The following is a 24611-nucleotide window of genomic DNA, read 5'->3' as shown; positions in this document are numbered from 1 at the left end:
TGGCACGTGCGGCCTCGGCGCCACCACTACTGGCAGCGGGTCTGTCGTGGTGGGTGCGGCGGGCCGCGGTCCGGGTCAGCGGGACTGGAGGGCGTCCAGGGCGACGGCCATCGCGAGACCGACGCGCCAGTCGAGCTGCCAGCCGTTGCTCGCCTGCGGCACGTGGATGTCGTAGCGGTCGCGCAGGGACCGCTTGCGCTCCGAGCTCAGCACCAGCGTGCCGTCGGGGGCGGTGAAGTCGAAGTGGAACAGGAACGGCAGCGGGATCTCGCCGACGTAGGGCACGAAGTCCCAGATGCGGCGCACGATCGCGACGTTCTTGTTGCGCTCGGTGCCGAACGCCTCGAGGCCGTCGGCCGAGCCGAGGTGCCACGAGGAGCGCAGCAGCGACTTGCCGAAGTCCTTGCGGAACCAGCCGATGGGTGCGCCCGCCGCGTCGAACACGTCATACGTCGCACCGAGGTCGATGCGCTGGCGGGCCTTGAAGGAGAAGACCGGCTGCTTGCGTGCCTCGTCGGCGTAGAAGGTCACCTGCTCCTTGAAGGCCATCCGCTTCTGCTGGGCGACGGCGACGACCGGGCCCTCGGCACCGGAGGCGTCGACGGTGCGGATCTCGTAGCGGTTCACCATCATGGTGATCTTCTGGCGCAGCGCGTAGCGCTCGGTCACGGCGGTCTGGCTCATGGCGGACAGTCTGCACGACCCGTCCGCACGACCCGGGAGGTCCGACCTGACATGCTGGGGCGCGCCATGGCTGACCTGAACATCACCTCGCCGTCCAACCCGAGGCTCAAGGCGCTCGCGTCCCTGCGACGGCGCCGCACCCGGGAGGAGACGGGGCGCACGCTCATCGAGGGCTACGAGGAGCTGGCCCTCGCCCTCGACGCCGGGGTGCTGCCCGAGGCCCTGTACTACTGCCCCGAGCTCATGCTCGAGCCCGAGAGCCAGCTGCGCGTCGTCGAGCAGGTGCGCCGGGCGGGCGTCGACACCGTGCAGGTCTCGCGCGGTCCGTTCGAGAAGACGGCCTACCGCGAGGGGCCTGACGGGTTCATCGCCGTGGTCCCGGCCGTCGCGCGCCGCTGCGCCGACCTCGCCGTCGGGGCGGACGCGCTCACCGTCCTGTGCCAGGGCGTGGAGAAGCCGGGCAACCTCGGGGCGATGCTGCGCACCGCCGACGCGGCGGGCGCCGAGGCGGTCATCGCCGCCGACCCCGTCACCGACTGGGGCAACCCCAACCTGGTGCGCGCCTCCAAGGGCACGGTGTTCTCGGTGCCGGTGGCCAGCGACTCGACCGCGGCGACGCTCGAGTGGCTCGACTCCTGTGGGATCGCGCTGGTCGCGACGACCCCGGACACCGACCTCGACTACACGGACGTCGACTACACCGGCCCCGTCGCCATCGCGGTGGGCGCCGAGAAGTACGGACTCACCGACGAGGTCCTCGAGCACGCCGCGCACCGGGTGCGAATCCCCATGGTGGGCAAGGCCAACTCGCTCAACGTCGCCACATCCGCGGCCATCGTCATCTACGAGGCGGTGCGCCAGCGCGGCGCGGCCCGCGCCCGGGCGTCACACTGACCACACCCGTGTCAGGAGCACTCCCCGGGGTGTGTCACGATGTCGGGTATGCGAGTTGACCATGTTTCGTATGCGGCTGAGCGCGACGGTTTGCAGGCCACTGCCGCTCGCCTGTCGAAGGTCATCGGGGTGGACGCAGTCGACGGGGGCATCCACCCCCGCTTCGGCACTCGCAACGTGATCCTCCCGCTGGCCCATGACCGCTATGTCGAGGTCGTCGAGGTGCTCGACCACCCGGCCTCCGACAAGGCGCCGTTCGGCCAGGCCGTCCGCGCCCGGTCCGAGGCCGGTGGGGGATGGCTCGGCTGGGTCGTCGCGGTCGACGACCTCGCCCCCTTCGAGCAGCGCATCGGCCGCGAGGCCGTGGTCGGCAACCGCCACCGCCCCGACGGGGTGGAGCTGCGCTGGCGCCAGCTCGGCGTCAAGGGCCTGATCTCCGACCCGCAGCTGCCCTTCTTCATCAAGTGGGACGACCCGAGCCTGCACCCCTCCACCGCCGCGCACACCCAGGTCACCATCGACGGCCTGCAGATCGCCGGCGACCCGGCCCGCGTCCGCGACTGGCTCGACATGAAGCCCGACGAGACGTCCTCGGTCATCGACTTCACGTTCGTCGCGCCGCACGGCACCCCCGGGCTGCTGGCCGTCACCTTCGACACCCCCAACGGCAAGGTCACCGTCTGACCTCCCTCGTCGTCCGGGCCGACCCGGCCGCACCGTTCACGCCTCGTCGAAGTACGCCTCGACGAGGCGTTTCGGTGCCTTGGCGGCCCAGGCGTCGGTGACGACCTCCTCCAGCTCCCGCCGCGTCAACCGGCCGAGGTCGCGCTCGCGCAGCAGCACCGCGTTGTAGCCGTCGAAGTGCGGTGTCGTGAACCACGGGCTGTCCGAGCCGACGAGGGCGTCCTTGTCGTTCTGGTCGCCGACGGCGAAGAGGATGACGTCGTCCATGCGCTCACCCGTGTCGGGGTCCACCGCGTCCGGCCGCGGCTCCCGGAAGTGCACGAAGGACCTCTTGCGCACCACGTATGCGAGGCGCCCCCAGGACGTGCCCTCCTCCACCTCCGGCAGCGCCAGCGCGATCTCCGCCAGGTCCTCGAGCCTCGCCCTGGGTGCGGTCACGGGGCCACCGGCTCCGCGACCAGGGCCCGGACGGAGGGCAGCTGGGCCAGGGCGTTCACGACGACCGAGAACACCAGCAGCGAGACCGCAGCCGTGTGGTGACCGGAGACCCAGAGGCCGGCTGACGCGAAGCCGAACACGAGCACCTTGACGACGGGCCGTACCACGGGGCCGCTCCACCGGGCCTTCGGCGACGCGAACGCCCACCACACCGCGACGACGGCGACCGGCGCGAGCACCGCGAGCACCACACCGCCGGCGTGGGCGCCCCATACCCCGGCCGCCACGGCGGCGAGCACCTCGTCGAGGAACACCAGCGCGAGCACCAACCACCCCAGACCGGCCACGGGACCAGTCTGCCGGGGCGTCAGGGGATCAGTCGAGGAAGTCGACGAGCTCCGGGGCGGCGCCGATGTAGGTGGCCGGGGTCATCGCCGACAACCGGGCCGCGACGTCCTCGGGCAGGCCGAGGCCGCCGACGAACTCGCGTAGGTCGTCACCGGTGATCCGGCGGCCGCGGGTGAGCTCCTTGAGCCGCTCGTACGGGTTCTCCATGCCGGCGACACCCTGCGCACCCAGGGCGCGCATCGCCGACTGCACCGCCTCGCCGAGCACCTCCCAGTTGGCGTCGAGGTCGGCAGCCATGGCGGCCGGGACGGCGTCGAGGCCGGCGAGCCCGCGCTCGGCGTTGTCGATGGCCAGCAGCGAGTGGCCGAATGCCGACCCGATGTTGCGCTGCATCGAGGAGTCGGTGAGGTCTCGCTGCAGCCGGCTGTTGACCAGGGTCGAGCCGAGGACGTCGAGAAGGGCGTTGCTGACCTCGAGGTTGGCCTCGGCGTTCTCGAAGCGGATCGGGTTGACCTTGTGCGGCATCGTCGACGAGCCGACCGTGCCCTGGCCGCGGACCTGGGCGAAGTAGCCCATGGAGATGTAGGTCCACACGTCGGTGCAGAGGTTGTGCAGGATGCGGTTGAAGCGCGCGACGTCTGCGTAGAGCTCGGCCTGCCAGTCGTGGCTCTCGATCTGGGTGGTGAGCGGGTTCCACTCCAGGCCGAGGGACTCGACGAACCCGCGGCTCAGCGCCGGCCAGTCCGCCTCCGGCACCGCGGCGAGGTGCGCGCCGTACGTGCCGGTCGCGCCGTTGAGCTTGCCGAGGTAGTCGGCGCCCTCGATGCGCCGCAGCTGGCGGCCGAGGCGGTGGGCGAGGACCGCGAGCTCCTTGCCCATGGTGGTCGGCGTCGCCGGCTGGCCGTGGGTGTGCGCGAGCAGGGGTACGGCGCGCAGGTCGGAGGCCATCGTCGAGACCGCCTCGACGAGGCGGGTGGCGCGTGGCAGCCAGACCTGCTGGACGGCGCCCTGCACCATGAGCGCGTAGGACAGGTTGTTGATGTCCTCGCTGGTGCAGCAGAAGTGGATGAGCTCGGCGAGACCCGCGTCCTCGGGGGAAGGCGCGATGGCCGTGAGGCGGCGCTTGAGGAAGTACTCGACGGCCTTGACGTCGTGCAGGGTCTCGCGCTCGATGGTCGCGAGCTCCTCGATCTCGGCAGGGCCGAAGTCGTCGACGACCTGGCGCAGCGCGGCCCGCTCGGCGTCGGTGAGGGCGCGGACCCCCGGGACCACCTCGTGGGTCGTGAGCCAGATGAGCCACTCGACCTCGACCCGGATGCGGGCCCGGTTGAGCGCCGGCTCGGAGAGGTGGTCGACCAGCGGCGCGACGACGCCGCGGTAGCGACCGTCGAGCGAGCCCAGGGCGATGGACGGGGTCGCGTCAGCAAGCGAAGCCATGGCCCTCATCCTCCCAGAGTGGAGGGGCCCTCCTGACACCCGTCCAGCGGAGCAGCCCAAGGCCACCCACACCCTCCAGCCGCGCGGGTGTCGGCCAGGCCGCCTACGGTGGAAACCATGCGCTACACCACCCTCGGATCCAGCGGCACCGTCGTCTCCACCCAGTGCCTCGGCACGATGACCTTCGGGGCGGAGGCCGACGAAGCCACCTCGGGCACCATCATCGAGGCCTTCGTGGAGGCCGGTGGCACGTTCCTCGACACCGCCGACGTCTACTCCACCGGAGTTTCCGAAGAGATCATCGGGCGCTGGCTCAAGGCCCACCCCGACGACGCGAAGAACCTCGTCATCGCCACCAAGGGCCGCTTCGCGATGGGCAAGGGGCACAACGACCTCGGCCTCTCCCGGCGCCACCTGCGCCAGGCCCTCGACGCGTCCCTCACCCGGCTTGGTGTCGACCACATCGACCTCTACCAGATGCACGCCTGGGACGCCGTGACCCCGATCGAGGAGACCCTGCGCTTCCTCGACGACGCGGTCGCCGCGGGCAAGATCGGCTACTACGGCTTCTCCAACTACCTCGGCTGGCAGGTCACCAAGGCCGTGCACACCGCCCGAGAGCACGGCTGGACGCCGCCGGTCACGCTGCAGCCGCAGTACAACCTGCTCGTCCGCGACATCGAGCACGAGGTCGTCCCGGCCTGCCTCGACGGCGGTCTCGGGCTGCTGCCCTGGTCACCGCTGGCCGGCGGCTGGCTCACCGGCAAGTACCAGCGCGACACCACGCCCACGGGTGAGTCGCGCCTGGGCGAGGACCCGGAGCGCGGCATGGAGGCCTACGGCCCGCGCAACAAGCAGGAGCGCACCTGGGACGTCATCGACGCGGTCGGCGCGGTGGCGAAGGAGCAGGGCGTCTCGTCCGCCCAGGTGGCCCTCGCCTGGCTCGCCGCCCAGCCGGCGGTCACGTCGGTGATCCTCGGCGCCCGCAACGTCGAGCAGCTCACCGACAACCTCGCCGCCGCCGACCTCGACCTCACCGAGGAGCAGCTCGACCGGCTCTCCGAGGTGAGCGCGCCGCAGCTCGACGACTACCCCTACGGCACCGCCGGCGTCGCCCAGCGCCACCGTTCCATCACCGTCTGACCCCGGCCCGCGCCGTGCCCCGACGGGGTACGGCGCGGGGTGGGTACGACGCGGGGTCGGTCAGGCGAAGCCGTGGCGCGACAGCGCCGGGACGAGCTCGCGCTCCTCGTAGGAGAGGTGGGACAGCAGCGTCGCGCTGAGAAGGTCGACCGCCTCGCGCACCACGGCGGTGCCCTGCTCGCCGGAGACCATCTGCACCAGGGCGCGGTCCACCTGCTCGAGCACGTCGTGGATGACGTGGTGCTCCTGCTCGAGGCGGTCGATGACCGGGGCCAGCTGCGGGTCGCTGTGCCGCAGGTGCGGGAACATCGACCGGTCCTCGAGCGTGTGGTGGCCGGTGACGACCCGGCAGTAGGACGCGCAGTACGCCCCGAGGGTCCAGTTGTTCTGCCGCATGGTGAGCTCGTTGATGATGTTGCGGGCCCGGCCGGCGTCGACCTCGCCCTGGGCCACCTGCTCCACGACGTCGCGCAGGCGCTCGAGCTCGCCGCGCAGGTGGTCGTGGACGTCGACCAGGTGCTGCCCGGTCGCCTGCTGGCTCGCGGTGAAGCGCTCGTCCGGGTCGAAGGGTGCGCTCGGGCGCGTGGACTCGTCCCAGACCTCCGCCGGCACCAGCGTGCCGGAGGGCGCCGACCGCACCTCGAGGGGCCTCTGGTCCTCACTGCCCGCTGCACCGGGCCCGGCGTCCGCGGTGAGCTCGGCGTCGGCGGCGGGCCGGGCAGACGCTCGCTGGCGCTCGGCGTCGACGAGCTCGCGGGTCAGCGGGGCGACCTCGGCCGCGAACCGCTCGACGTCCTCGACGCGGTTGACGGCCAGGATGTAGGTGCTCATGCCCTGGTCGAGGGTGATCTCGGCGAGCTGCTCGGCCCAGTCGCGCGGTCCACCTGCCAGGAGCCCGGCGCCCGACCCGAACCGGCCGTGGATGTTGTAGAGGCGCCGGATGGCCGCCGGCGAGCGCCCGGCCCTCTCTGCGGCTTCGTCGATGGTGGCGTTCATGGCCGAGAGGGTCTCCGGCGCGGCATACCCCAGGCTGGGCAGCCAGCCGTCGGCGAGGCGGCCGGTGACGCGCAGCATGCGCGGCTTGTAGGCGCCGAGCCAGATCTCGACGTCGTGCGCCGGCGCGGGACCGGCGTGAAGACCTTGCACGCGGTAGTGCTCGCCGTCGACGCGTACCGAGCCGTGCCCCGACCACACGCCGCGGACCACCTCGATCGCCTCCTCCAGCGCCGTCACGGCCTCGCCGGGGCTCCGCCGGGGACCGCCGGCGGCGACGATCGCGTCCCAGAAGGCACCCGTACCGAGCCCCAGCTCGACCCGGCCACCGGTCAACCGGTCGAGGGTGGCGATGCTTCGGGCGAGCACGACCGGCGGCCGCAGGGGGAGGTTGGCGACGTTGAGGGCGACCCGCACCGAGGTGGTGCGGGCGCCGATGACGGACAGCAGGGTCAGGGCGTCGAGGTGCTTGGCCTGGTAAGGGTGGTCCTGGATGGTCACGAGGTCGAGCCCGCCGACGTCCGCGGCCTCGCTCATGGCGAGCACGTCCTCGGCCCGGTCGGCGTCGGGGCTCGGGAAGATCCCGAACTGCAGCTCGTGCCCGTAGTCGGTCATCGGCGTCCTCTCATGCGTCCACCCGGCTCGCCTCACCGTAGGCGGTGGGGCGTTCGTGGTCACCGAGGATGCTGGCCAGGGACAGGTGGCGACGCGCCTCGTCGTGGCGGCGCTGGCGCTGCAGGGTCCTGCCGAGCAGCAGGTGCAGGTAGCCGTCGTCGGGCGACTCGTCGACCAGCTCGCGCAGGACCACCTCGGCCCGGCCCAGCTGCGCCGACCCGAAGTAGGCGCGCGCCAGGGCCGTGCGCAGCGCCGTGGTGCCGTGGCCGACGTCCTCGCGCGCCGCGTCCTCGACGAGCTCGGCGTAGGCCTTGGCGGCCGCCGCGTGGTCACCGCGGTCGGCCAGCCCTTCGGCGAGGGCCAGGCGGAGGCTGAAGGGCGTCGAGGTCATGGTCATGACAGGGCAACGTCGTTTCGATTTCAACTATTCCGTAGGGCGTCACCCAAGGACGCGCCCGTGGTGCGGGTGCGGGTGACGCTCGTGCTCCGACGCCATGCACTGCCCCACGTCCCGGGGCACTGCATAGCGTCCAGCAGCCAGGTCTCGGCGGCTGCGGTCGCCGCGTGGACGGACTGCGCGGGGTCAGTCGCGGCGGGAGGCCAGCTCGCGGCGTACGTGCTCCACCACGCCGGCGGCCGCGGCGGTGACCTCGGCATACGTCTGGTCGAACGCGGTGTCGTCGCCGTACCAGGGGTCGTCCATGTCGAGGTCGCCCTGCTCGGCAGCCATCGGGTCGAAGGAGCGGAACATCCGGATCTTGGCGCGCTGCTCCTCGCTCCGGGCCAGCCTGGTGAGCTCGCGCAGGTGACCCGCGTCGGCGGCGAGCACCAGGTCGACCTCGTCGAGCCAGGCGCGCTCGAACCGCCGGGCCACGTGGTCGGCGCCGCCGTGGTCCTCGTGGCCGTTGCGGGCCAGGACGGCGAGGGTGCGCGGGTCGGCCGGGTTGCCGACCTCCCACGAGTGGGTGCCGGCCGAGTCGACGACGACCTCCTCGGCCAGCCCCGCCTCGGCGAACCGCTCGCGCAGCAGCAGCTCGCCCATGGGGGACCGGCAGATGTTGCCGGTGCAGACCACGGTGACGCGATAGGGGCGGTGCGCACTCATGACGCCATTCAACCCACCGCGACGACCAGCAGCAGCACGGGGGTGGCGAGCACGGCGACGGCGAAGGCGAGCATCCCGACCCGCAGCACCAGTGGCGCGTCGGGTTCGGTCAGCAGCAGCATCCGGTCGCGGGTCGCCGAGGTGCCTGCGTGGGCGCCGGGTCCGTCCGTCGCCCCCAGGGCAGTCTCGGGGTGGGCCCCGCCGGCCAGGCTGACGAGCGCGCGGGCGAGGGGTACGGGGCCGGCCACCCGGCGCGCGGCCCGGTCGGCGAGCACCTCGACGAGCAACCGCACCTCCCGCAGTGCCTCGACCGCCCGCAGCCGGGGCGGGACCGCCTCGTGGAGCACGGTGAAGAACTCGAGGACGAGGTCGTGGCGCGCCCGCAGGTGGGCACGTTCGTGGGCGAGCACCGCCGAGAGCTCGTCAGCGGGCAGGGCCAGCAGGGTGCCCTCGGTCAGGACGACGCGCTGGCGCCGGCCGGGCAGGCAGTACGCCGTGGGCGTGGGGTGGGCGAGCACGCGCACCTCGCTGCCTGCTGCCCGCGTCGCCGCACTGTCGTCGTGGGTGCCGAGGGCGTCGACGAGCTCGCCGTGCCGGCGTCGCTCGCTGCGCAGCCGGGTGCCGACCCGGTGGCCGGACCAGAGCAGGCGGGCCAGCATCGCCGCGCTCAGGGCCAGGGCGACCGCGGTCGCCCAGCCCGGCAGGCCCGCGCTCGCGACGGCGGCAGGGGCGACGGCCAGGGCGGCGACGACCCCGGCGAGCGCCACGCACTGCCACACCACGAGGGCCTCGAACGGTGCGCGCCGGAACCGGGTGAGGCCCGCCATGACCCGCGGTCCGGGACCCGCCAGCAGGACGGCGCCCAGGGCGAGCGCGACGGGCGCCGCCGGCGACAGCTCGCCGGTCAGGGCTCCGTGCCCCGGGCGGGCGACGGCGCGGCGGCACCGGTCGCGTGCCGCTGCTCGACCTCGGCCAGGGCGGCCTTGAGGTCGGCGATCTCCTCGACCGTCGCGTCGCCGAGGAAGTGCAGCATCGCCGTGCGCCGGTCGGCGGTCGCCATGCCGCTGAGGTGCTCGCGCATCGTCGTGGCGGTGAGCTCCTCGCGGGAGTCGGCCGCGGCGTACAGGTAGGCGCGTCCGCTGCGCTCCTGGGTGAGCAGCCCGCCGTCGGCGAGGCGGCCCATGACGGTCATGACCGTCGTGTAGGCGAGGTCGCGCGACCGGCTCAGCTCGTCGTGGACGGTCCGGACCGACACCGGCGAGCGGCCCTCGGCCTGGGCCTGCCACACCGTGTCCATCACGGCGCGCTCGAGCTCGCCGAGCTTGTTGATCGCTTTGTGCGGCATCGTCATCCCACCTCGTGCGGCAGCCCGACCTCCGGGCGTGCCAGCTCCATGATGCCGTCCGCGTCCGTGAGCCCCTCGGGGCGGTGGCTCACGACGAGGATGCTGCGGCCCTGTCGGGCGGCGACCAGGTCGCGCAGGACGGCGACCGCGGTCGGGTGGTCGAGGTGGGCCACGGGCTCGTCGAGGAGGAGCACGGGCCGCCCTGACAGCAGGGCCCGCGCGATGGAGAGGCGGGCGCGCTCGCCGCCGCTGACCCCGCGGCCGCCGGTGCCGAGCGTGGTGTCGAGACCCTCGGGCAGCGAGCCGAACCAACCCCCTAGACCTGCGGCCCGCAGTGCGGCCACCACGTCGGGGTCCTCGGCGTCGGGGCGGGCCAGCCGCAGGTTCTCGCGCAGACTGGTCGCGAAGACGTGCGGGTCGTCGTCGACGACGGCCACGAGGTCGCGGACCGCGTCCAGGGGCAGGTCGCGGACATCGGTGCCGTCGACCAGGTAGCTGCCACGGGTCGGGTCGAGGTGGCGCGCGAGCACGGCGACCAGGGTGGACTTGCCGCCGCCGCTCGGCCCGGTGAGCACCAGCACGTCGCCGGCCGCGAGGTGCAGGTCCGTGGGTGCCAGCGCCTCGCGCGTGCCGTCCCAGCTGGCGCTCACTCCCACCAGGCGGAGGTCGGGCACGTGGGCCGGTGACCCGTCGGCGGAGGCGGCCGGGTGCGGCGAGGCCAGGTCGACGTGGTCGATGGAGGTCGTGGCGGCGGCGCGGGCGGCGCGGGCCGGGCTCGGGTCCCCTGCCACGGCCGGGGTGGAGCGAAGGAGGGACTCCAGCCGGTCGGAGGCGGCCCGGGCGCGGGCCCAGGCGCGGGCGACGTCCGGCAGCGGCGCGAACACCTCGGCGAGCGCGAACGGCGCGAGCACGAGCAGCGCCAGCACCGGTGCCGAGCGATCGGCTCGCACTGCGACGGCGGCACAGCCCAGGGTCGCGAGCATGGTGGCGACCGGCAGGGTGGCGGCTGCCCCGGCTCGGCCGGCCACCTGGCGCCGGGTCGCGCGGGCGACCTCGGCGTGGGCCCGGTCGACCCAGCGGGCGGCCGTGTAGGTCGCCCCCACGGCTTGCAGCTCGGCGGCCTGGCCCGCGACCAGCTCGCAGGTGCGGGTGACGTCGGCCCGGGCCGCGCCGAGCTCGAGCTGGCTGCGTGACTCGGTGCGCCACGCCACGACGGTCGCGGCTCCGGCGACGACGACCAGGGCCGCGACGACCGCCCCGGCGAGCGGTTCGACCCATGCGCACAGGGCCGCGGTGCCCACGCCCGTGAGCAGCACGGCGACGACCGGGACGGTCACCCGCACCTGCGCCTCGACCCGGTCGGTGACGTCGTCGACGACGCCGCTGAGCACCGCAGCGCGGCCGCGCCTCGGCAGGCGGGCCGGCGTGAGCGGGACGAGGGCTGCGTACACGGCGGTGCGGGCCTGCGCGAGGTCGTCCAGGGCCGCGTCGTGGGAGCGCAGCCGCTCCCAGTACCGAAGCACGGGCCGGGCCATGCCGAACGTCCGGACCGCGACGATCGCGGTGAGCAGGGTGAGGATGACCGGGCGCTCGGCGGCGCGGACGATGAGCCACCCGGAGGTGGCCGTGAGCGCGACCCCCGAGGCGAGGGCTGCGGCCCCGATGGCGCCGGCGACCACGACGCGCGGTGAGGCGGCGCGGAGCCCCGGGCGGGCGACGGGACTCATGCCGCCACCGCCGCAGCCTGGAGGTGGACGTCCTGGTCGGAGAGCGCGACGAGCTCGGAGCGGTGGGTGACCGCCACGACGCAGCGCCGCTCGGCCAGCTCGGTGACGACGTCGTGGACCAGGGCGACCGAGGCCGGGTCGAGGTGGGCCGTGGGCTCGTCGAGCAGGACCACGGTGGCGTCGCTGAGCAGGGCTCGGGCGAGCGCGAGTCTGGCGCGCTGGCCGGCGGAGAGCCCACGCCCGTCGTCGCCGAGCGCGGTGTCGAGGCCCGAGGGCAGGGCGGCCACCGGACCGTCGAGGCCGACCCGGCGCAGGACGGCCCACAGCTCCTCGGGACCCGTCGCGCCGTCGACGCCGAGGGTGAGGTTGGCGCGGACGCTGCCCGGCGTGAGGAACGGTCGCTGGGTCACCAGGTGGGTTCGCGGTGCGGTGACGGTGCCGGACGCCGGCTCCCGCAGGCCCGCCACCAGCTCGAGGAGGGTCGACTTGCCCACGCCGGAGGGGCCGGTCACGACGGTGAGCCCGACGCCGGCCGTGAGGTCGAGCCCGTCGAGGACCGGGCGGTCCGAGCCCGGGTGGGCGTAGGTGAGGTCGCGGACCAGCACCTGCGCCAGCGTGGGCTCGGACGCGGACCAGGCGGGTGCCACCGACCCGGCGGCGCGGGCCCCGGCCACGGGGTCGGACCCCAGCTGCTCCGTGACCTGCCGCAGGGCCTCGGCGCCGTCGGCCGCGCTGTGGAACTCGGCGCCCACCCGTCGGATCGGCCAGTACGCCTCGGGCGCGAGCAGGATGGCGACCAGCGCGGTGCCGAGGGCGAGGCCGCCGTGGGACAACCGCAGCCCGACGGTCACCGCCACGATCGCGACGCAGATCGTGGCGAGCAGCTCGAGCGCCGCGGAGCTGAGGAAGGCCAGTCGCAGGGTCGCCATCGTCGCCCGGCGGTGGCGCTGGCTCACCGCGCCGACGACCTCGGTCTGGCGCTGGGCCCGGCCGTACGCCACCAGCGTCGGCAGACCGCGGACGACGTCGAGGAAGTGCCCGGACAGGGCCGACAGGGCCTGCCACCTGCGGGCGGTGGCGTCACGGGTGGTGGCCCCGATGAGCGCGGCGAACAGCGGGAGCAGCGGCAGGGTGAGGACGACGACCAGCGCGCTGGGCCAGTCGACGACGGCCAGCACCACGATCGCCAGCGGGGGCACCACCGCGGCGGTGAGCAGCGCTGGCAGGTAGCGGGCGACGTACGGCTCGATGCTGGTCGCGCCCTGGTCGGCGAGCACGAGCGCGGTCGTCGGGTCGGGGCGTCGCTCGGCGGGTGCGGCGAGCCAGCCGCGCAGCAGCCGGGCCCTCGCCGCAGCGCTCACCGCGACGCCGGCCGTGGCGGCAACCCGCTCCGTGGCCAGGGCGAGCAGACCCCGCACGACGAACAGCGTCGCGAGGCCGGTGGCCGGGGCCCCGACGGGTGCGCCCTCCACCACGGCGACGACGACCGCCGACAGGGCGAACGCGGTCGCCACGGTGGCCACGCCCTGCGCCACCCCCACCGCGGCGAGGACGCCCAGGGGCCGCCTCGCCTCGGGCAGGGTGCGCAGGACGTGGGGGTCGAACGGCCGCATCAGCGCCCGGCCGGCTCGGACGTCCGGGTGCCGACCGGCTGGGTGGCGCGGGCGTCCGGCTGGGTGTCAGCCACGCCCTCGCCGCCGGCAGGAGTGCCGGGGCCCGTGGCGGCAGGGATGTGGTCGGTGCCGATCCGCTTGCGGAACACCCAGTAGGTCCACGACTGGTAGAGCAGCACGATCGGGGTGAACACCACGGCCACCCAGGTCATGATCTTCAGCGTGTACGGCGTGCTGGAGGCGTTCGCCGTGGTCAGCGACCAGGCCGCGTCGAGCGTGCTGGGCATGACGTCCGGGAATAGCAGCAGGAAGTAGGTCGCCACCGCCATCACGATGGTGACGAAGGTGCCGACGAACGCCCAGCCCTCCCGTCCGCGCAGGTTGGCCGCCAGGGCGCCGACCAGCGAGCCGGCGGCGACCACCGTCGTCAGCCACGACCAGGCGGTGCCGCCGCCGGCGCCGAGGATGACGAGGAGGGCGACGGCCAGCACCGCCGTCACGACGCCGGTCCGGGTGGCGACCGCCCGGGCGTCCTCACGGATCGGACCGGTGGTCTTGAGCGCGGTGAACAGGGCGCCGTGGGTGAGGAACAGGCCGACGGTCACGAGGCCGCCGAGCAGCGACACCGGGTTGAGCAGGGTGAAGAGGTTGCCGGTGAACTCCTTGTGCGCGTCGATCGGCAGGCCGCGCACGACGTTGGTCAGCGCGACGCCCCACAGCAGCGCGGGCACCGCCGACCCGGCGATGATCGCCACGTCCCACCGGGCGCGCCACCGGGCGTCGTCGCGCTTGCCGCGGTAGTCGAAGCCGAGGTTGCGCACGATGAGCGCGACGAGGATGAGCAGCAGGGGGAGGTAGAAGGCGCTGAACATCGTCGCGTACCAGTGCGGGAACGCGGCGAAGGTCGCGCCGCCGGCGGTGAGGACCCATACCTCGTTGCCGTCCCAGACGGGGCCGATGGTGTTGACCAGGACGCGCCGCCGCTTCTCGGTGGTCTCGGCGTCCTCGCCGCGGCCGAGCACCGGCAGCAGCATGCCCACACCGAAGTCGAAGCCCTCGAGGACGAAGTAGCCGGTCCACAGGACGGCGATGATGACGAACCAGACGGTGCTGAGCTCCATGACGGGTTCCGATCTCTCTCGTGGTTCTCAGTACGCGAACGCCAGCGGGGCGTCCTCGTCGGTGGTCTCCGGCGTCGCGGGCTCCTCGAAGGGCGGCGCCCCGGCCCGCAGGTAGGTGAGGAAGAGCTTGACCTCGATGACGGCCAGGACGCCGTAGAGCAGCGTGTAGACGACCATCGACGTCACGACCTCACCGGCGGACACCGAGGGCGAGACGCCGGTCTTCGTCGCCATCACCCCGAACACCAGCCAGGGCTGGCGGCCGGCCTCGGTGAAGATCCAGCCGAAGCTGTTGCCGAGGATCGGCAGCAGGGGCGCCGCGATGACCGCCCAGTGCCACCACCGGGCACGCGGGACGCGCTCGCCGCGGGTGGTCCAGAGCGTGAGGAGGGCGAGGAGGGCGGCCAGCATCCCGACGCCGATCATGAGCCGGAAGCTCCAGTAGGACAGCGGGATGTTCGGCGTGTACGTCGCGTCGGCCGTGAGCGGGTTGCCGGCGAACCGCTGCGCGTACTCCGCCTTGAGCTCGTTGATGCCCTGGACGCTGCCGTCGAAGTGGCCCGTGGCGAGGAAGCTCAGCAGCCCCGGCACCGTCACCGCGAACTTCTCCTGCGTGCCGTCGAGCGACCCGATGGTCAGCAGGGAGAAGGGGGCGCTGCCGTCGGAGGACGTGTAGAGCGCCTCGGCCGCGGCCATCTTCATGGGCTGCACCTCGGTCATGATCTTGCCCTGGACGTCGCCGGTGCCGGCCACGGCCAGGCCCGCGACGAGGGTGACGGCGGCGCCGAGCCGGGTGGCGCGCCGGTACAAGCCGGAGTCACGGCCGACGTCGGCCCGCCGCAGGTGCCACAGCCCCACGGCCATGACGACGGCACCCCCGACCATGTAGGCCGCGGCGACGACGTGCGGGAACGTCACCAGCTGCACCTTGTTGGTCAGGACCGCGACGAAGTCGGTGAGCTCAGCGCGGCCGGTCTCGGGGTTGTAGCGGTAGCCGACCGGGTTCTGCATGAACGAGTTGGCGGCGAGGATGAAGTAGGCCGAGAGCAGCGTGCCCACGTGCACGATCCACATGCAGGCGGCGTGGAGCTTCTCCGGGATCCGGCCCCAGCCGAAGATCCACAGGCCGAGGAAGGTCGACTCGAGGAAGAACGCGAGCAGCGCCTCGATCGCCAGCGGTGCGCCGAAGATGTCGCCCACGAAGCGGCTGTAGTCCGACCAGTTCATGCCGAACTGGAACTCCTGCACGATGCCGGTGACCAGCCCGAGGGCGAAGTTGATCGTGAAGAGCTTGCCGAAGAACTTGGCGAGCCGCAGGTCGTCCTGGCGGCGGCGCCGCACCCAGGAGGAGTGGTACCAGGCCACGAGGGCCGAGAGCCCGATCGTGACCGGGACGAACAGGAAGTGGTAGACGGTGGTGATGGCGAACTGCCAGCGGGCCAGGTCGAGGTTGTCCATCGGTGCTCCGGTCTCCCTGCGCGACGAGGGCTTTGGCAACGGGCATTACTACACGGCGTAGTACATACTACGACTCGTCGTAGGTCAGGCGGCAGGGGCGAAGGTCCTGCCCCGCCGTGACGCTCGTCTCAGCGGCTCCGGGGCGCGGCTGGCTCGCCGGTTAGGGTCGTGCCGTGCGCCGACCGCTCGTCCTCGTGCCAGCCCGGTGGGCCCGCGTCATCGAGGGGCGCGAGCGCCCCGGTCTGTTCGCGCCGCGGTCACTGCTGGACTCCATCTCACGTGCGGGCGGGGAGCCGCTGCTCGCGTGGCCCGACGGCCTCGAGCGGGCCCGCGACCTCGTCGCCCTCGCCGACGCCGTCGTCCTGCAGGGCGGCGACGACCTCGACCTGCGCCCGTTCGGTGTCCCCGACGTGCATCCCCGGGAGTCGCACCCACCCGCCGAGCAGGACGCCGCCGACGTCGCCGTGAGCCGGGCGGCCGTCGAGGCCGGCGTGCCCGTCCTGGCGATCTGCCGCGGCATGCAGGTGCTCAACATCGTGCTCGGCGGCACCATCCACCAGCACTACGAGGAGACCACGGTCGCCCACGCCAACAACCCGCACGACGTCGACGTCGTGCCCGGCACGCTGCTCGAGCGCCTCATGGGACCAGGGCGGCGCGGCGGCTGGTCCAACCACCACCAGGCCTGCGACCGGCTCGCGGAGGGCTGGCTGCTGTCGGCGACGAGCGAGGACGGGTGCGTCGAGGCGATGGAGTCGGCCGACGGCCGGGTGGTCGCCGTGCAGTGGCACCCGGAGGTGGACGCCCACGAGGTGCCGCACCAGCAGGCGCTGTTCGACTGGGTCGTCGAGCAGGGCGGCGCGAGGCGTCAGTCGGGGTAGCCCACCGGGTTGTCGCGCTGCCAGTGCCACTGGTCGGCACACATGTCCTCGATGGTGCGCTCGGCCTTCCAGCCCAGCTCAGCCTCGGCCTTGGAGGGGTCGGCGTACGACGCGGCGATGTCGCCGGCGCGGCGGCCGACCACCTCGTAGGGCAGCTCGTGCCCGCAGGCGTGCTCGAATGCGTGCAGCACCTCCAGGACGCTGGTCCCGTGGCCCGTGCCGAGGTTCCAGGTCGAGACGACCTCGTCGGTGCTGCCCAGCTTGGTCAGGGCGGCGAGGTGGCCGGCCGCCAGGTCCTCGACGTGGATGTAGTCGCGCAGGGGCGTGCCGTCGGGTGTCGGGTAGTCGTCACCGAAGACGTTGAGCTTCTCGCGGGTGCCCACCGCCACCTGGGCGATGAACGGCATGAGGTTGTTGGGGATGCCCTGCGGGTCCTCGCCGATGGTGCCCGACGTGTGTGCGCCCACGGGGTTGAAGTAGCGCAGGAGCGCGATGCGCCAGCGGTCGTCGGTGCGGGCGACGTCGCGCAGCACCTGCTCCTGCATGACCTTGGTCCACCCGTAGGGGTTGGTCGCCGAGGTGGGCAGGTGCTCGGTGAACGGCGGCTCGGCACTCTCGCCGTACACCGTCGCGGAGGAGGAGAACACGAGCTTGAAGCAGCCGTGACGCTGCATCGCGCGCACGAGCGCGAAGGTCGAGTCGAGGTTGTTCTGGTAGTACTCCAGCGGCACCTCGACGCTCTCGCCCACGGCCTTGAGCCCGGCGAAGTGGATGACGGCGTCGAACTGCCGCTCGGCGAACAGGTTCTCGGTCTTGTCGCGGTCGGTGAGGTCGAAGGCATGGACCTCGAGGTGGCCGCCGATCAGGGCCTCGAGCCGCGGGACCACCGTCGGCTTGGAGTTGGCGAAGCTGTCGACCACCACGACCTCGTGGCCGGCTGCGGCCAGCTGGACGACCGTGTGGGACCCGATGTAACCGGCACCGCCGGTGACCAGAACGCGCATGGCCACAGCGTATGGCGTGAGCCACCTCAGCGTCCCGAGGCGTCACGGTGCCATGTCCACTCGGGGCCGGGCACGTCGTACCCGTGCCTTGCCGTGAACCACGTCGGGCTCGACCGCGCGCGACGGGGCGTGGCGTGGGCCGGGAGCCGGCGGTTGGTCCGGTCCCGGCCGAGCACGTCCGACGAGGTCCAGTCCTCGGCGAGCACCGGGCTGCCGTCGAGGTCGTGGCACAGCCTCAGGTGGAACCGGGTGTCGGCCAGCGCGGCGACCACGTCGTCGAGCTTGAGCCGGCCCGGGTTCGACTCGAGTCGAGAGACGGCGCTCTTGCTCAGGCCGGTGGCCTCGGCGCGGTCGCGCTGGCTCGCCCCCGACTCCGACCGCGCGGCGCGCAGGGCCATCACGATGCTGTCGCAGAGCGTGAGGGCATCGCGGGCGTCATCGAGCTCACGCTCCCACCGGGCCACCTTGTCGTCGAACCGTTCGTACGCCACGTCCTCACTGTCGCGTCGCCGCGCGACGGCGGCGACGTCGTTCTCGCGGGCTGGGGACGCCGGACGCGCAAGGCCGCAGGTGGGGACAACTGGAGGGGCGCGGGCAGGGGCGCGGGGAGGGGCGCAGGCGGGAGGCCCGGCACCCGGTCTTGCCTTGCTATGCAGTGCCCCCTCAGGTGGGGCACTGCATAGCGAGACGATCACCGTGTGCGGCGGTCCCGGCGGACCCCTCAGCGCGGGTCTCGGGGGGCGCCGGTTCAGCGCTCGGTTACCGGGGCGGCAGGCTCCGCGAGCGGCCGCGGAACTCGGCGACGACCGCGCCGTCCGACTCCCTCGTCACGGTCACGTCGGTGATGCCGCTGCGACCGTAGGTGGTCCGCTGACGGGCGTCGGCGACGAGGACGTCGCCCAGCCGTGCCGAGGTCACGAAGGTGACGTCGGCACCGGCGGCGACGGTCAGCTGCCCGCGGCTGTTGCAGGCCAGGGCGAACGCCGAGTCGGCCAGGGTGAAGATGAACCCGCCGTGGGCGATGGCGTGACCGTTGACCATCGAGTCGGTGACGGTCATCCGGACCACCGCGTGGTCGACCTCGACGGTGGTGGCCTCCATGCCGAGGTCGCGGGAGGCCCGGTCGTCGGCCCACATGGCCAGCACGTGTGCCAGGTCGTCTGACAGGTCGTCGCTGCGGTCGCTCACGTCGCTCATCCGCCCATGCTCGCAGCCACCCGCTCCGCGCGTGCCACGGGACGCTGCGCGACACCTACGATGACCGCATGACCACGGCAACGTCGCCCACCGAGCACGCCCCGTCCCAGCAGCACCCCCTCGTCGCGAAGCACGCGGACGTGCTCGAGCAGGCCGCCGCCGCGCTCGCCGCCCGCTCCTACTTCTCGCGCTACCCCGAGTCCCCGTCGCCCCGCGTGTACGGCGAGGGGTCTGCCCAGGCGGGGCAGGAGGCCTTCGAGGCGTTGCGCGACAAGGCCTTCGGTGCGCTCGGTGACGTGGCGACGGACGGCACGTGGACGGGCGAGGAGGTCTCCCCGTACGGGCCGGCCCTGGGCATCACCTACCCCCACCTCGACGTCGACGCGGCCGTGGCAGCCGGGCTCGCGGCCCTGCCGGCCTGGCGCGACGCCGGTGCCCGCACCCGCGCAGCCGTCTGCGTGGAGGTCATCGAAGGCATCAACCGGCGCTCCTTCGAGATCGCCCACTCGGTGATGCACACGTCCGGCCAGCCCTTCGTCATGGCTTTCCAGGCCGCCGGGCCGCACGCCCAGGACCGCGCCCTCGAGGCCGTCGTCGCCGGGCTCGTCGAGCAGGAGCGCGTGCCTGCCTCGGTCGTCTGGGAGAAGCCCGGCCGCGACAAGGAGGGCAACCCCGCCCCGCTGCGCATGCAGAAGGACTACCGCATCGTGCCCCGTGGGCTCGCGCTCGTCATCGGCTGCAACACCTTCCCGACGTGGAACAGCTACCCCGGGCTGTTCGCGTCCCTCGTCACCGGCAACCCCGTCATCGTCAAGCCGCACCCGCACGCGGTGCTGCCGCTCGCGATCTCGGTCGCCGTCGCCCGTGAGGTCCTGGCCGCCGCCGGGTTCAGCCCGGACCTGGTCCAGCTCGCCCCCGAGGCCGAGGGCGAAGGTCTCGCCAAGGTCCTGGCCGAGCGCGAGGAAGTGCGCATCGTCGACTACACGGGCGGACCGTCGTTCGGTGCCTGGCTCGAGGAGACCGGCGCCGGCAGGGGTCAGCTGGTCTACACCGAGAAGGCGGGGGTCAACTCCGTCGTCGTCGACTCGACCGACAACCTGCGCGGCGTGCTGGGCAACCTCGCGTTCTCCCTGACGCTCTACTCCGGGCAGATGTGCACCACGCCCCAGAACCTCTACGTGCCCCGGGACGGCATCGACACCGACGAGGGCCACCTGTCGTTCGAGGACTTCGGGGCCCGCCTGGCCGCCGCCGTGGGCAAGCTCACCGGTGACGACGCCCGGGCGGTGGAGCTGCTCGGCGCCACCGTCAACGACGGGGTCCGCGCCAATGCCGGGGGCGTGGCCGACCTCGCCGCCGAAGCGGGTGGCACGGTCGTCCTGGACTCGCGAGCCGTCACCCACCCGACCTGGCCCGACGCCGTGGTCCGCGCCCCGGGCCTTGTCGCCGTCGACGCCAGCCGTGAGGACGTCTACACCCAGGAGTGCTTCGGGCCGGTCACCTTCCTCATCGCCACGTCCGGCACCGACCAGTCGCTGGCCCAGTTCCGTGACACCGTGCGCGAGCACGGGGCGATGACGGCGGCGGTCTACTCGACCTCCGAGGACGTGCTCGACCGGGCCCGCGAGGCCGCGGCCGACGCCGGCGTCGCGCTCTCGGAGAACCTCACCGGCCAGGTCTTCGTCAACCAGACGGCTGCGTTCTCCGACCTCCACGGCACCGGCGCCAACCCGGCCGCCAACGCCGCGTACACCGATGCCGCGTTCGTGGCCAACCGCTTCCGCGTCGTCACGAGCCGCCGCCACGTCTGAGGCAGCGGTCGCGGGGTCCCTGCGCCGCCGACACCGCTCTGGCACGATCGGGACATGAACTTCCTCATCAAGGTCGCCGTCAACGCGGTGGCGCTGTGGGTGGCGGCGTGGCTCGTCCCGGGCATCGGCTTCGGCGACGGCAAGTTCGGGTCGAAGTTCGCCACCGTGGTGCTGGTGGCCGTGGTCTTCGGGCTCGTCAACGCGATCGTCAAGCCCATCGCCAAGCTGCTGAGCTTTCCCTTCATCATCCTGACGCTCGGGCTGTTCACGTTCATCGTCAACGCATTCATGCTCCAGCTGACCGAGTGGATCTCCGGCCCGCTCGGCCTGAGCTTCACGATCGACCACTTCTTCTGGGACGCGGTCCTCGGCGCGCTGGTCGTGACCATCGTGTCGATCGTCCTCAACTGGGTCCTGCCCGACGGGGACGACGACTGACCCGAGCCGGGCACGGCAGCGCCACGAGACCGCATCTCCGCGCCGGATGCGGTCTCGTGGCGTCTGCGGACCCGCCACCTGCTGCCCTGCACGGGGGCGGTGACGGGCCGCTGGCGGCATCCCTCCCCCGAAGGCGCCGCCGCGCAAACTGTGGCACCCGGCCGCGCCCGGGGCCAACCGGCACACGCGCAGGTGCGTGCACACGCAACCCGGCTTGACGTGGTCAGTAGGCGTGCGGCCCCGTGGCAGGAGTCGTTAGGCCGGCGCCGAGCGCGTGCACGGCGTCGAGGCGGCCCCGCGCCCCGAGGCGCTCGACGATGGCGGCGACCTCGGACACCACGGTGCGCACCGACACCCCGAGCTCGCGGGCGATGGCGGCGTCCTTGGTGCCGGCAGCCAGCCGGCTCGCGACCAGCACCTGGCGGCGGGTGAAGGGAGGCTCGTCGCCGGGCGGCACCGCGGGCCGCGATGACGCCCACACCCGCGTCCAGATGTCCCTGACCGCGCCGAGCACGTCGGAGCGGGTGGCGCGCCACGCGGTCGGCTCGCCGTGGTTGCCGGGGGGACCGAACACGACGGCCGCGCTGCCGTCGACGAGGATGAAAGTGGTGAAGACGTGGCCGACCCGCACGGCCGGGTCGATGGACGACATCAGCGGGTTGACCGTCAGGCAGTGCGGGCTCACCACCGTGCGCAGGTCCAGGCCGCGCTGCGCGGAGCGCTCGTTGAGCTCGTGGCTGGCGTCGTGGGGCTGAAAGCGCGTCGACGGCAGGATCGACCACACCGACCTGCGCGCCTGCGGCTCGAGCGCGGTGAGGCCGTTGACGGTGGCGCTGAGGCGACCGACCCGGCGGAACAGGTCGTGCCGCTCGGCTTCCCCACCGTCCGCGGTCGTCATGCTCCCCTTCCCTCCGCGCTGCCGTGCGCTCGCATGATCACACTGGGGCGGCGGCGGACGCACCCCGTGATCCGCGGAGTCGGTGGGCACGACCGTCGCGGCCGGGCCGCGACCAGCGACGACGCCGCATACAGTGACCCCCATGAGCGACCCGACCCGTGAGACCGACGTCCGGCTGCGTGCGGCCCTCGACCAGGTGCCGGCCTACGTGCCCGGCAAGCCCGCGTCCGCACGCGAGGGCGTCACGGCCTACAAGGTGTCCTCCAACGAGAACCCGTTCCCGCCGCTGCCCTCGGTCCTCGAGGTCATCCACGAGGCCGCGACGCAGGTCAACCGCTACCCCGACATGGCCGTCACGGCACTCACCGAGGCCCTCGCCGAGCACCTCGGGGTGCCGACCGAGCACATCGCCACCGGCACCGGCTCGGTCGGCGTCCTGGGCCAGCTCGTGCAGGCGACCTGCGACCCCGACGACGAGGTCGTCTACGCCTGGCGCTCGTTCGAGGCCTACCCGATCGTCACCGCGCTTGCCGGCGCCAGGTCGGTGCAGGTCGGGCTCGACGACCACGCGCGCCACCGCCTCGACGCCATGGCCGCCGCGATCACCGACCGCACCAAGGTGGTCATCGTCTGCACTCCCAACAACCCGACCGGCCCGATGGTCACCCACACCGAGCTCGAGCGGTTCCTCGACCAGGTGCCGTCCCGGGTGCTCGTGGTCATCGACGAGGCCTACGTCGAGTTCGTCACCGGCGAGGACGCGCCGCGCAGCCTGGAGCTCTACCGCGAGCGGCCCAACGTCATGGTGCTGCGCACCTTCTCCAAGGCCTACGGCCTTGCCGGGCTCCGCGTCGGGTATGCCGTCGCGCACCCGCCGGTCGCGAGTGCGCTGCGCAAGACGGCCACCCCGTTCGGCGTCAACTCGATCGCCCAGGCGGCGGCCGTCGCCTCGCTCGGCGCGTTCGACGAGCTCAAGGAGCGGGTCGACCAGCTCGTCGCCGAGCGCACCCGGGTCGTGGAGGCCCTGCGCGGCCAGGGCTGGTTCATCGCCGACACGGAGGCGAACTTCGTGTGGTTCGGCCTCGGGGAGCGTTCCGGCGCCTTTGCCGCGGCCGCTCAGGAGGCGGGCCTCACGCTGCGCCAGTACGGCGACGACGGTGTCCGCGCGACGATCGGCGAGACCGAGGCCAACGACGTGCTCATCCGTGTCGCCGGCGACTTCCTCACGGAGCACCCCGCGTCCTGAGGCCGCTCTGCCGCCTCAGCCGACGACCTCCTCGACCCGGAACGCCGATCCCTGCTGGCAGGTGGTCGTCGCCACGTCGAGGCGTGCCCCGCGCAGGGTGACGCGCTGACCTGCCTCCAGGCCCTCGGTGTGGCCGACGAGCACCCAGGCGCCGCCGGGCTGGCCGTCCTCCGGCGAGAACAGCAGGCAGCCACGCTCCGTACCCGCCGCCACGGTCCCGGTCACGGTGACGAGGCGGCCACGCCCTCCGACCGGTCCGACCGGTCCTGAGCTCGACGGGCTGGGGGCGGCCGTCGACGCGCTCGAGGTCGTCGTCGTGCTTGGCGAGGCGGTCCCGCAGGCGGCCAGGCCGAGCATCGCGACCAGTGACGGGACCGCCGAGCGCGCGCGGAGGGGCCTCATGTACCCATCCTGCGCCAGACTGTCGGCATGGTCGACACCTGGCTCCCCGCATACCTGCCCAACCCGGACCGCTACGGCCCCATGCCCTACCGCAAGGTGGGCCAGAGCGGCCTGCACCTCCCGGCGGTCTCGCTGGGCCTGTGGCACAACTTCGGCGACGACAAGCCGTTCGAGGTGCAGCGGGCGATCCTGCGCCGGGCGTTCGACATCGGCATCACGCACTTCGACCTCGCCAACAACTACGGCCCGCCGTACGGCAGCGCCGAGGTCAACTTCGGCCGCCACTTCGCCGCCGACTTCAGGCCCTACCGCGACGAGCTCGTCATCAGCACCAAGGCCGGCTACGACATGTGGCCCGGCCCCTACGGCATCGGCGGCTCACGCAAGTACCTGCTCGCCAGCCTCGACCAGAGCCTGCAGCGCATGGGCCTGGACTACGTCGACATCTTCTACAGCCACTGCCCGGACGAGGACACGCCGCTCGAGGAGACCATGGGGGCGCTCGCCACCGCGGTGAAGCAGGGCAAGGCGCTGTACGCCGGCATCTCGAGCTACTCCGCCGAGCGCACCGAACGCGCGGCCGAGGTCCTCGCCGAACTGGGCGTCCCGCTCCTGATCCACCAGCCGAGCTACTCGATGCTGAACCGGTGGGTCGAGGGTGGCCTGCTCGACACCCTCGGCGAGCGGGGCATCGGCTGCATCGCCTTCAGCCCCCTCGCGCAGGGGATGCTCACCAACAAGTACCTCGGCGGCGTGCCGGAGGGCTCCCGCGCGGCGCAGGGCAAGTCGCTGTCGCCCGACCTGCTCACCGACGAGTCGCTGGCGCACATCCGCAAGCTCGACGACCTGGCCACCGAGCGCGGGCAGTCGCTGGCGCAGATGGCGCTGGCCTGGGTGCTGCGCGACGAGCGCGTCTCCTCCGTGCTCATCGGCGCCTCCTCGGTCGCCCAGCTCGAGGACTCCGCCGCCGCGGTGGCCAACCTGCGCTTCACCGACGCCGAGCTCGAGGAGATCGACCGCGACGCCGTCGAGGCCGGCATCGACCTCTGGCGCGGCAAGTCCGAGATCGCCTGAAGGAGGCCGGGGTCCGGATTCTGAGATTTCCCGGCCTCCCGTTATCTTTGGCTCC

At 72.9% G+C, this 24611-nt stretch carries 26 protein-coding genes; 8 read left to right on the top strand and 18 right to left on the bottom strand.

Annotated features, from left to right (window positions below; translation table 11 throughout):
• Nucleotides 1-75: 75 nt before the first annotated feature.
• Complete coding sequence (locus AB4Z02_RS01535) at nt 76-684, bottom strand: hypothetical protein (RefSeq protein WP_056882899.1); 609 nt, start codon at nt 682-684, stop codon at nt 76-78.
• 66 nt (nt 685-750) lie between these two features.
• Here AB4Z02_RS01535 and AB4Z02_RS01530 point away from each other — a divergent pair, with 66 nt between their 5' ends.
• Both AB4Z02_RS01530 and AB4Z02_RS01525 read left to right on the top strand, forming a co-directional pair.
• Nucleotides 751-1578 (top strand): TrmH family RNA methyltransferase, encoded by an 828-nt coding sequence (locus AB4Z02_RS01530; protein ID WP_441968753.1) that lies wholly within the window; start codon nt 751-753, stop codon nt 1576-1578.
• Nucleotides 1579-1626: 48 nt separating this feature from the next.
• Complete coding sequence (locus AB4Z02_RS01525) at nt 1627-2262, top strand: VOC family protein (protein WP_056882900.1); 636 nt, start codon at nt 1627-1629, stop codon at nt 2260-2262.
• Nucleotides 2263-2298: 36 nt separating this feature from the next.
• On the opposite strand, the gene AB4Z02_RS01520 is transcribed toward AB4Z02_RS01525, so the two are convergent.
• The 3 genes from AB4Z02_RS01520 to purB are packed head-to-tail and all read right to left on the bottom strand — an operon-like array spanning nt 2299 to nt 4485.
• Complete coding sequence (locus AB4Z02_RS01520) at nt 2299-2700, bottom strand: MmcQ/YjbR family DNA-binding protein (RefSeq protein ID WP_441968750.1); 402 nt, start codon at nt 2698-2700, stop codon at nt 2299-2301.
• Nucleotides 2697-3047, bottom strand: a complete 351-nt coding sequence (locus tag AB4Z02_RS01515; RefSeq protein ID WP_441968748.1) for a DUF2568 domain-containing protein — start codon at nt 3045-3047, stop codon at nt 2697-2699. The genes AB4Z02_RS01520 and AB4Z02_RS01515 overlap by 4 nt, the downstream gene beginning before the upstream one ends.
• A 28-nt stretch (nt 3048-3075) precedes the next feature.
• Nucleotides 3076-4485 (bottom strand): adenylosuccinate lyase, encoded by a 1410-nt coding sequence (purB, locus tag AB4Z02_RS01510; protein WP_441968746.1) that lies wholly within the window; start codon nt 4483-4485, stop codon nt 3076-3078.
• Nucleotides 4486-4602: 117 nt separating this feature from the next.
• On the opposite strand from purB, the gene AB4Z02_RS01505 reads away from it, so the two are divergent.
• Nucleotides 4603-5628, top strand: coding sequence for an aldo/keto reductase (locus AB4Z02_RS01505; protein WP_441968744.1), 1026 nt, complete (start codon nt 4603-4605; stop codon nt 5626-5628).
• Between the two features lie 60 nt (nt 5629-5688).
• Here the strand turns inward: AB4Z02_RS01505 and AB4Z02_RS01500 are convergent, their stop codons facing one another.
• The 9 genes from AB4Z02_RS01500 to AB4Z02_RS01460 form a co-directional block, all read right to left on the bottom strand.
• Entirely contained in the window at nt 5689-7236 is a 1548-nt protein-coding gene (locus tag AB4Z02_RS01500) for an LLM class flavin-dependent oxidoreductase (protein ID WP_441968742.1), read from the bottom strand.
• Between the two features lie 10 nt (nt 7237-7246).
• Nucleotides 7247-7633, bottom strand: a complete 387-nt coding sequence (locus AB4Z02_RS01495) for a tetratricopeptide repeat protein (protein ID WP_441968740.1) — start codon at nt 7631-7633, stop codon at nt 7247-7249.
• 186 nt (nt 7634-7819) lie between these two features.
• The gene (locus AB4Z02_RS01490; protein ID WP_441968738.1) at nt 7820-8341 is read right to left on the bottom strand and encodes a low molecular weight protein-tyrosine-phosphatase; all 522 of its coding nucleotides are present in this window, start codon (nt 8339-8341) and stop codon (nt 7820-7822) included.
• An 8-nt stretch (nt 8342-8349) separates the two neighbouring features.
• On the bottom strand, nt 8350-9168 hold the full coding sequence (locus AB4Z02_RS01485) for a M56 family metallopeptidase (RefSeq protein ID WP_441968736.1): 819 nt from the start codon (nt 9166-9168) through the stop codon (nt 8350-8352).
• Between the two features lie 77 nt (nt 9169-9245).
• Nucleotides 9246-9686 carry a BlaI/MecI/CopY family transcriptional regulator gene (locus tag AB4Z02_RS01480; protein WP_056883236.1) on the bottom strand — a complete coding sequence of 147 codons (441 nt, stop codon included), beginning with the start codon at nt 9684-9686 and terminating at the stop codon, nt 9246-9248.
• 2 nt (nt 9687-9688) lie between these two features.
• Nucleotides 9689-11413 carry a thiol reductant ABC exporter subunit CydC gene (cydC, locus tag AB4Z02_RS01475; RefSeq protein ID WP_441968734.1) on the bottom strand — a complete coding sequence of 575 codons (1725 nt, stop codon included), beginning with the start codon at nt 11411-11413 and terminating at the stop codon, nt 9689-9691.
• Complete coding sequence (gene cydD / locus AB4Z02_RS01470) at nt 11410-13026, bottom strand: thiol reductant ABC exporter subunit CydD (protein ID WP_441968732.1); 1617 nt, start codon at nt 13024-13026, stop codon at nt 11410-11412. Before cydD ends, cydC begins: the two co-directional genes overlap by 4 nt.
• On the bottom strand, nt 13026-14147 hold the full coding sequence (gene cydB / locus AB4Z02_RS01465; protein WP_441968730.1) for a cytochrome d ubiquinol oxidase subunit II: 1122 nt from the start codon (nt 14145-14147) through the stop codon (nt 13026-13028). The genes cydD and cydB overlap by 1 nt, the downstream gene beginning before the upstream one ends.
• Before the next feature lie 27 nt (nt 14148-14174).
• Nucleotides 14175-15605 (bottom strand): cytochrome ubiquinol oxidase subunit I, encoded by a 1431-nt coding sequence (locus tag AB4Z02_RS01460; protein WP_056882909.1) that lies wholly within the window; start codon nt 15603-15605, stop codon nt 14175-14177.
• A gap of 173 nt (nt 15606-15778) precedes the next feature.
• Between AB4Z02_RS01460 and AB4Z02_RS01455 the strand changes: the two genes are divergently transcribed.
• Nucleotides 15779-16486 (top strand): gamma-glutamyl-gamma-aminobutyrate hydrolase family protein, encoded by a 708-nt coding sequence (locus AB4Z02_RS01455; protein ID WP_441968728.1) that lies wholly within the window; start codon nt 15779-15781, stop codon nt 16484-16486.
• On the opposite strand, the gene galE is transcribed toward AB4Z02_RS01455, so the two are convergent.
• The 3 genes from galE to paaI form a co-directional block, all read right to left on the bottom strand.
• On the bottom strand, nt 16474-17490 hold the full coding sequence (gene galE, locus AB4Z02_RS01450) for a UDP-glucose 4-epimerase GalE (protein WP_441968726.1): 1017 nt from the start codon (nt 17488-17490) through the stop codon (nt 16474-16476). The genes AB4Z02_RS01455 and galE overlap by 13 nt on opposite strands.
• A gap of 26 nt (nt 17491-17516) precedes the next feature.
• Nucleotides 17517-17981 (bottom strand): helix-turn-helix domain-containing protein, encoded by a 465-nt coding sequence (locus AB4Z02_RS01445; protein WP_056882911.1) that lies wholly within the window; start codon nt 17979-17981, stop codon nt 17517-17519.
• Between the two features lie 268 nt (nt 17982-18249).
• Complete coding sequence (paaI, locus tag AB4Z02_RS01440; protein ID WP_441968724.1) at nt 18250-18687, bottom strand: hydroxyphenylacetyl-CoA thioesterase PaaI; 438 nt, start codon at nt 18685-18687, stop codon at nt 18250-18252.
• Between the two features lie 68 nt (nt 18688-18755).
• Here paaI and paaN point away from each other — a divergent pair, with 68 nt between their 5' ends.
• The gene (paaN, locus tag AB4Z02_RS01435; RefSeq protein WP_056882912.1) at nt 18756-20498 is read left to right on the top strand and encodes a phenylacetic acid degradation protein PaaN; all 1743 of its coding nucleotides are present in this window, start codon (nt 18756-18758) and stop codon (nt 20496-20498) included.
• Nucleotides 20499-20552: 54 nt separating this feature from the next.
• Entirely contained in the window at nt 20553-20936 is a 384-nt protein-coding gene (locus tag AB4Z02_RS01430; protein WP_056882913.1) for a phage holin family protein, read from the top strand.
• 223 nt (nt 20937-21159) lie between these two features.
• Here AB4Z02_RS01430 and AB4Z02_RS01425 read toward each other — a convergent pair whose 3' ends face one another.
• On the bottom strand, nt 21160-21834 hold the full coding sequence (locus AB4Z02_RS01425; RefSeq protein WP_441968721.1) for a helix-turn-helix transcriptional regulator: 675 nt from the start codon (nt 21832-21834) through the stop codon (nt 21160-21162).
• Between the two features lie 142 nt (nt 21835-21976).
• On the opposite strand from AB4Z02_RS01425, the gene hisC reads away from it, so the two are divergent.
• A complete protein-coding gene (gene hisC / locus AB4Z02_RS01420) occupies nt 21977-23080 on the top strand; it encodes a histidinol-phosphate transaminase (protein WP_441968719.1) in 1104 nt (367 codons plus the stop codon).
• A 15-nt stretch (nt 23081-23095) separates the two neighbouring features.
• Here hisC and AB4Z02_RS01415 read toward each other — a convergent pair whose 3' ends face one another.
• Nucleotides 23096-23482 (bottom strand): hypothetical protein, encoded by a 387-nt coding sequence (locus AB4Z02_RS01415; RefSeq protein ID WP_056882916.1) that lies wholly within the window; start codon nt 23480-23482, stop codon nt 23096-23098.
• Nucleotides 23483-23509: 27 nt separating this feature from the next.
• Between AB4Z02_RS01415 and mgrA the strand changes: the two genes are divergently transcribed.
• On the top strand, nt 23510-24556 hold the full coding sequence (mgrA, locus tag AB4Z02_RS01410; protein ID WP_441968717.1) for an L-glyceraldehyde 3-phosphate reductase: 1047 nt from the start codon (nt 23510-23512) through the stop codon (nt 24554-24556).
• The last annotated feature ends 55 nt before the right edge of the window (nt 24557-24611 follow it).

It is taken from the genome of Pedococcus sp. 2YAF34 (assembly GCF_052114585.1).
In the GTDB taxonomy this organism is placed as follows: domain Bacteria; phylum Actinomycetota; class Actinomycetes; order Actinomycetales; family Dermatophilaceae; genus Pedococcus.
Note: the sequence above shows the minus strand (reverse complement) of the source record. Positions and strands in the feature narration are given on the sequence as shown.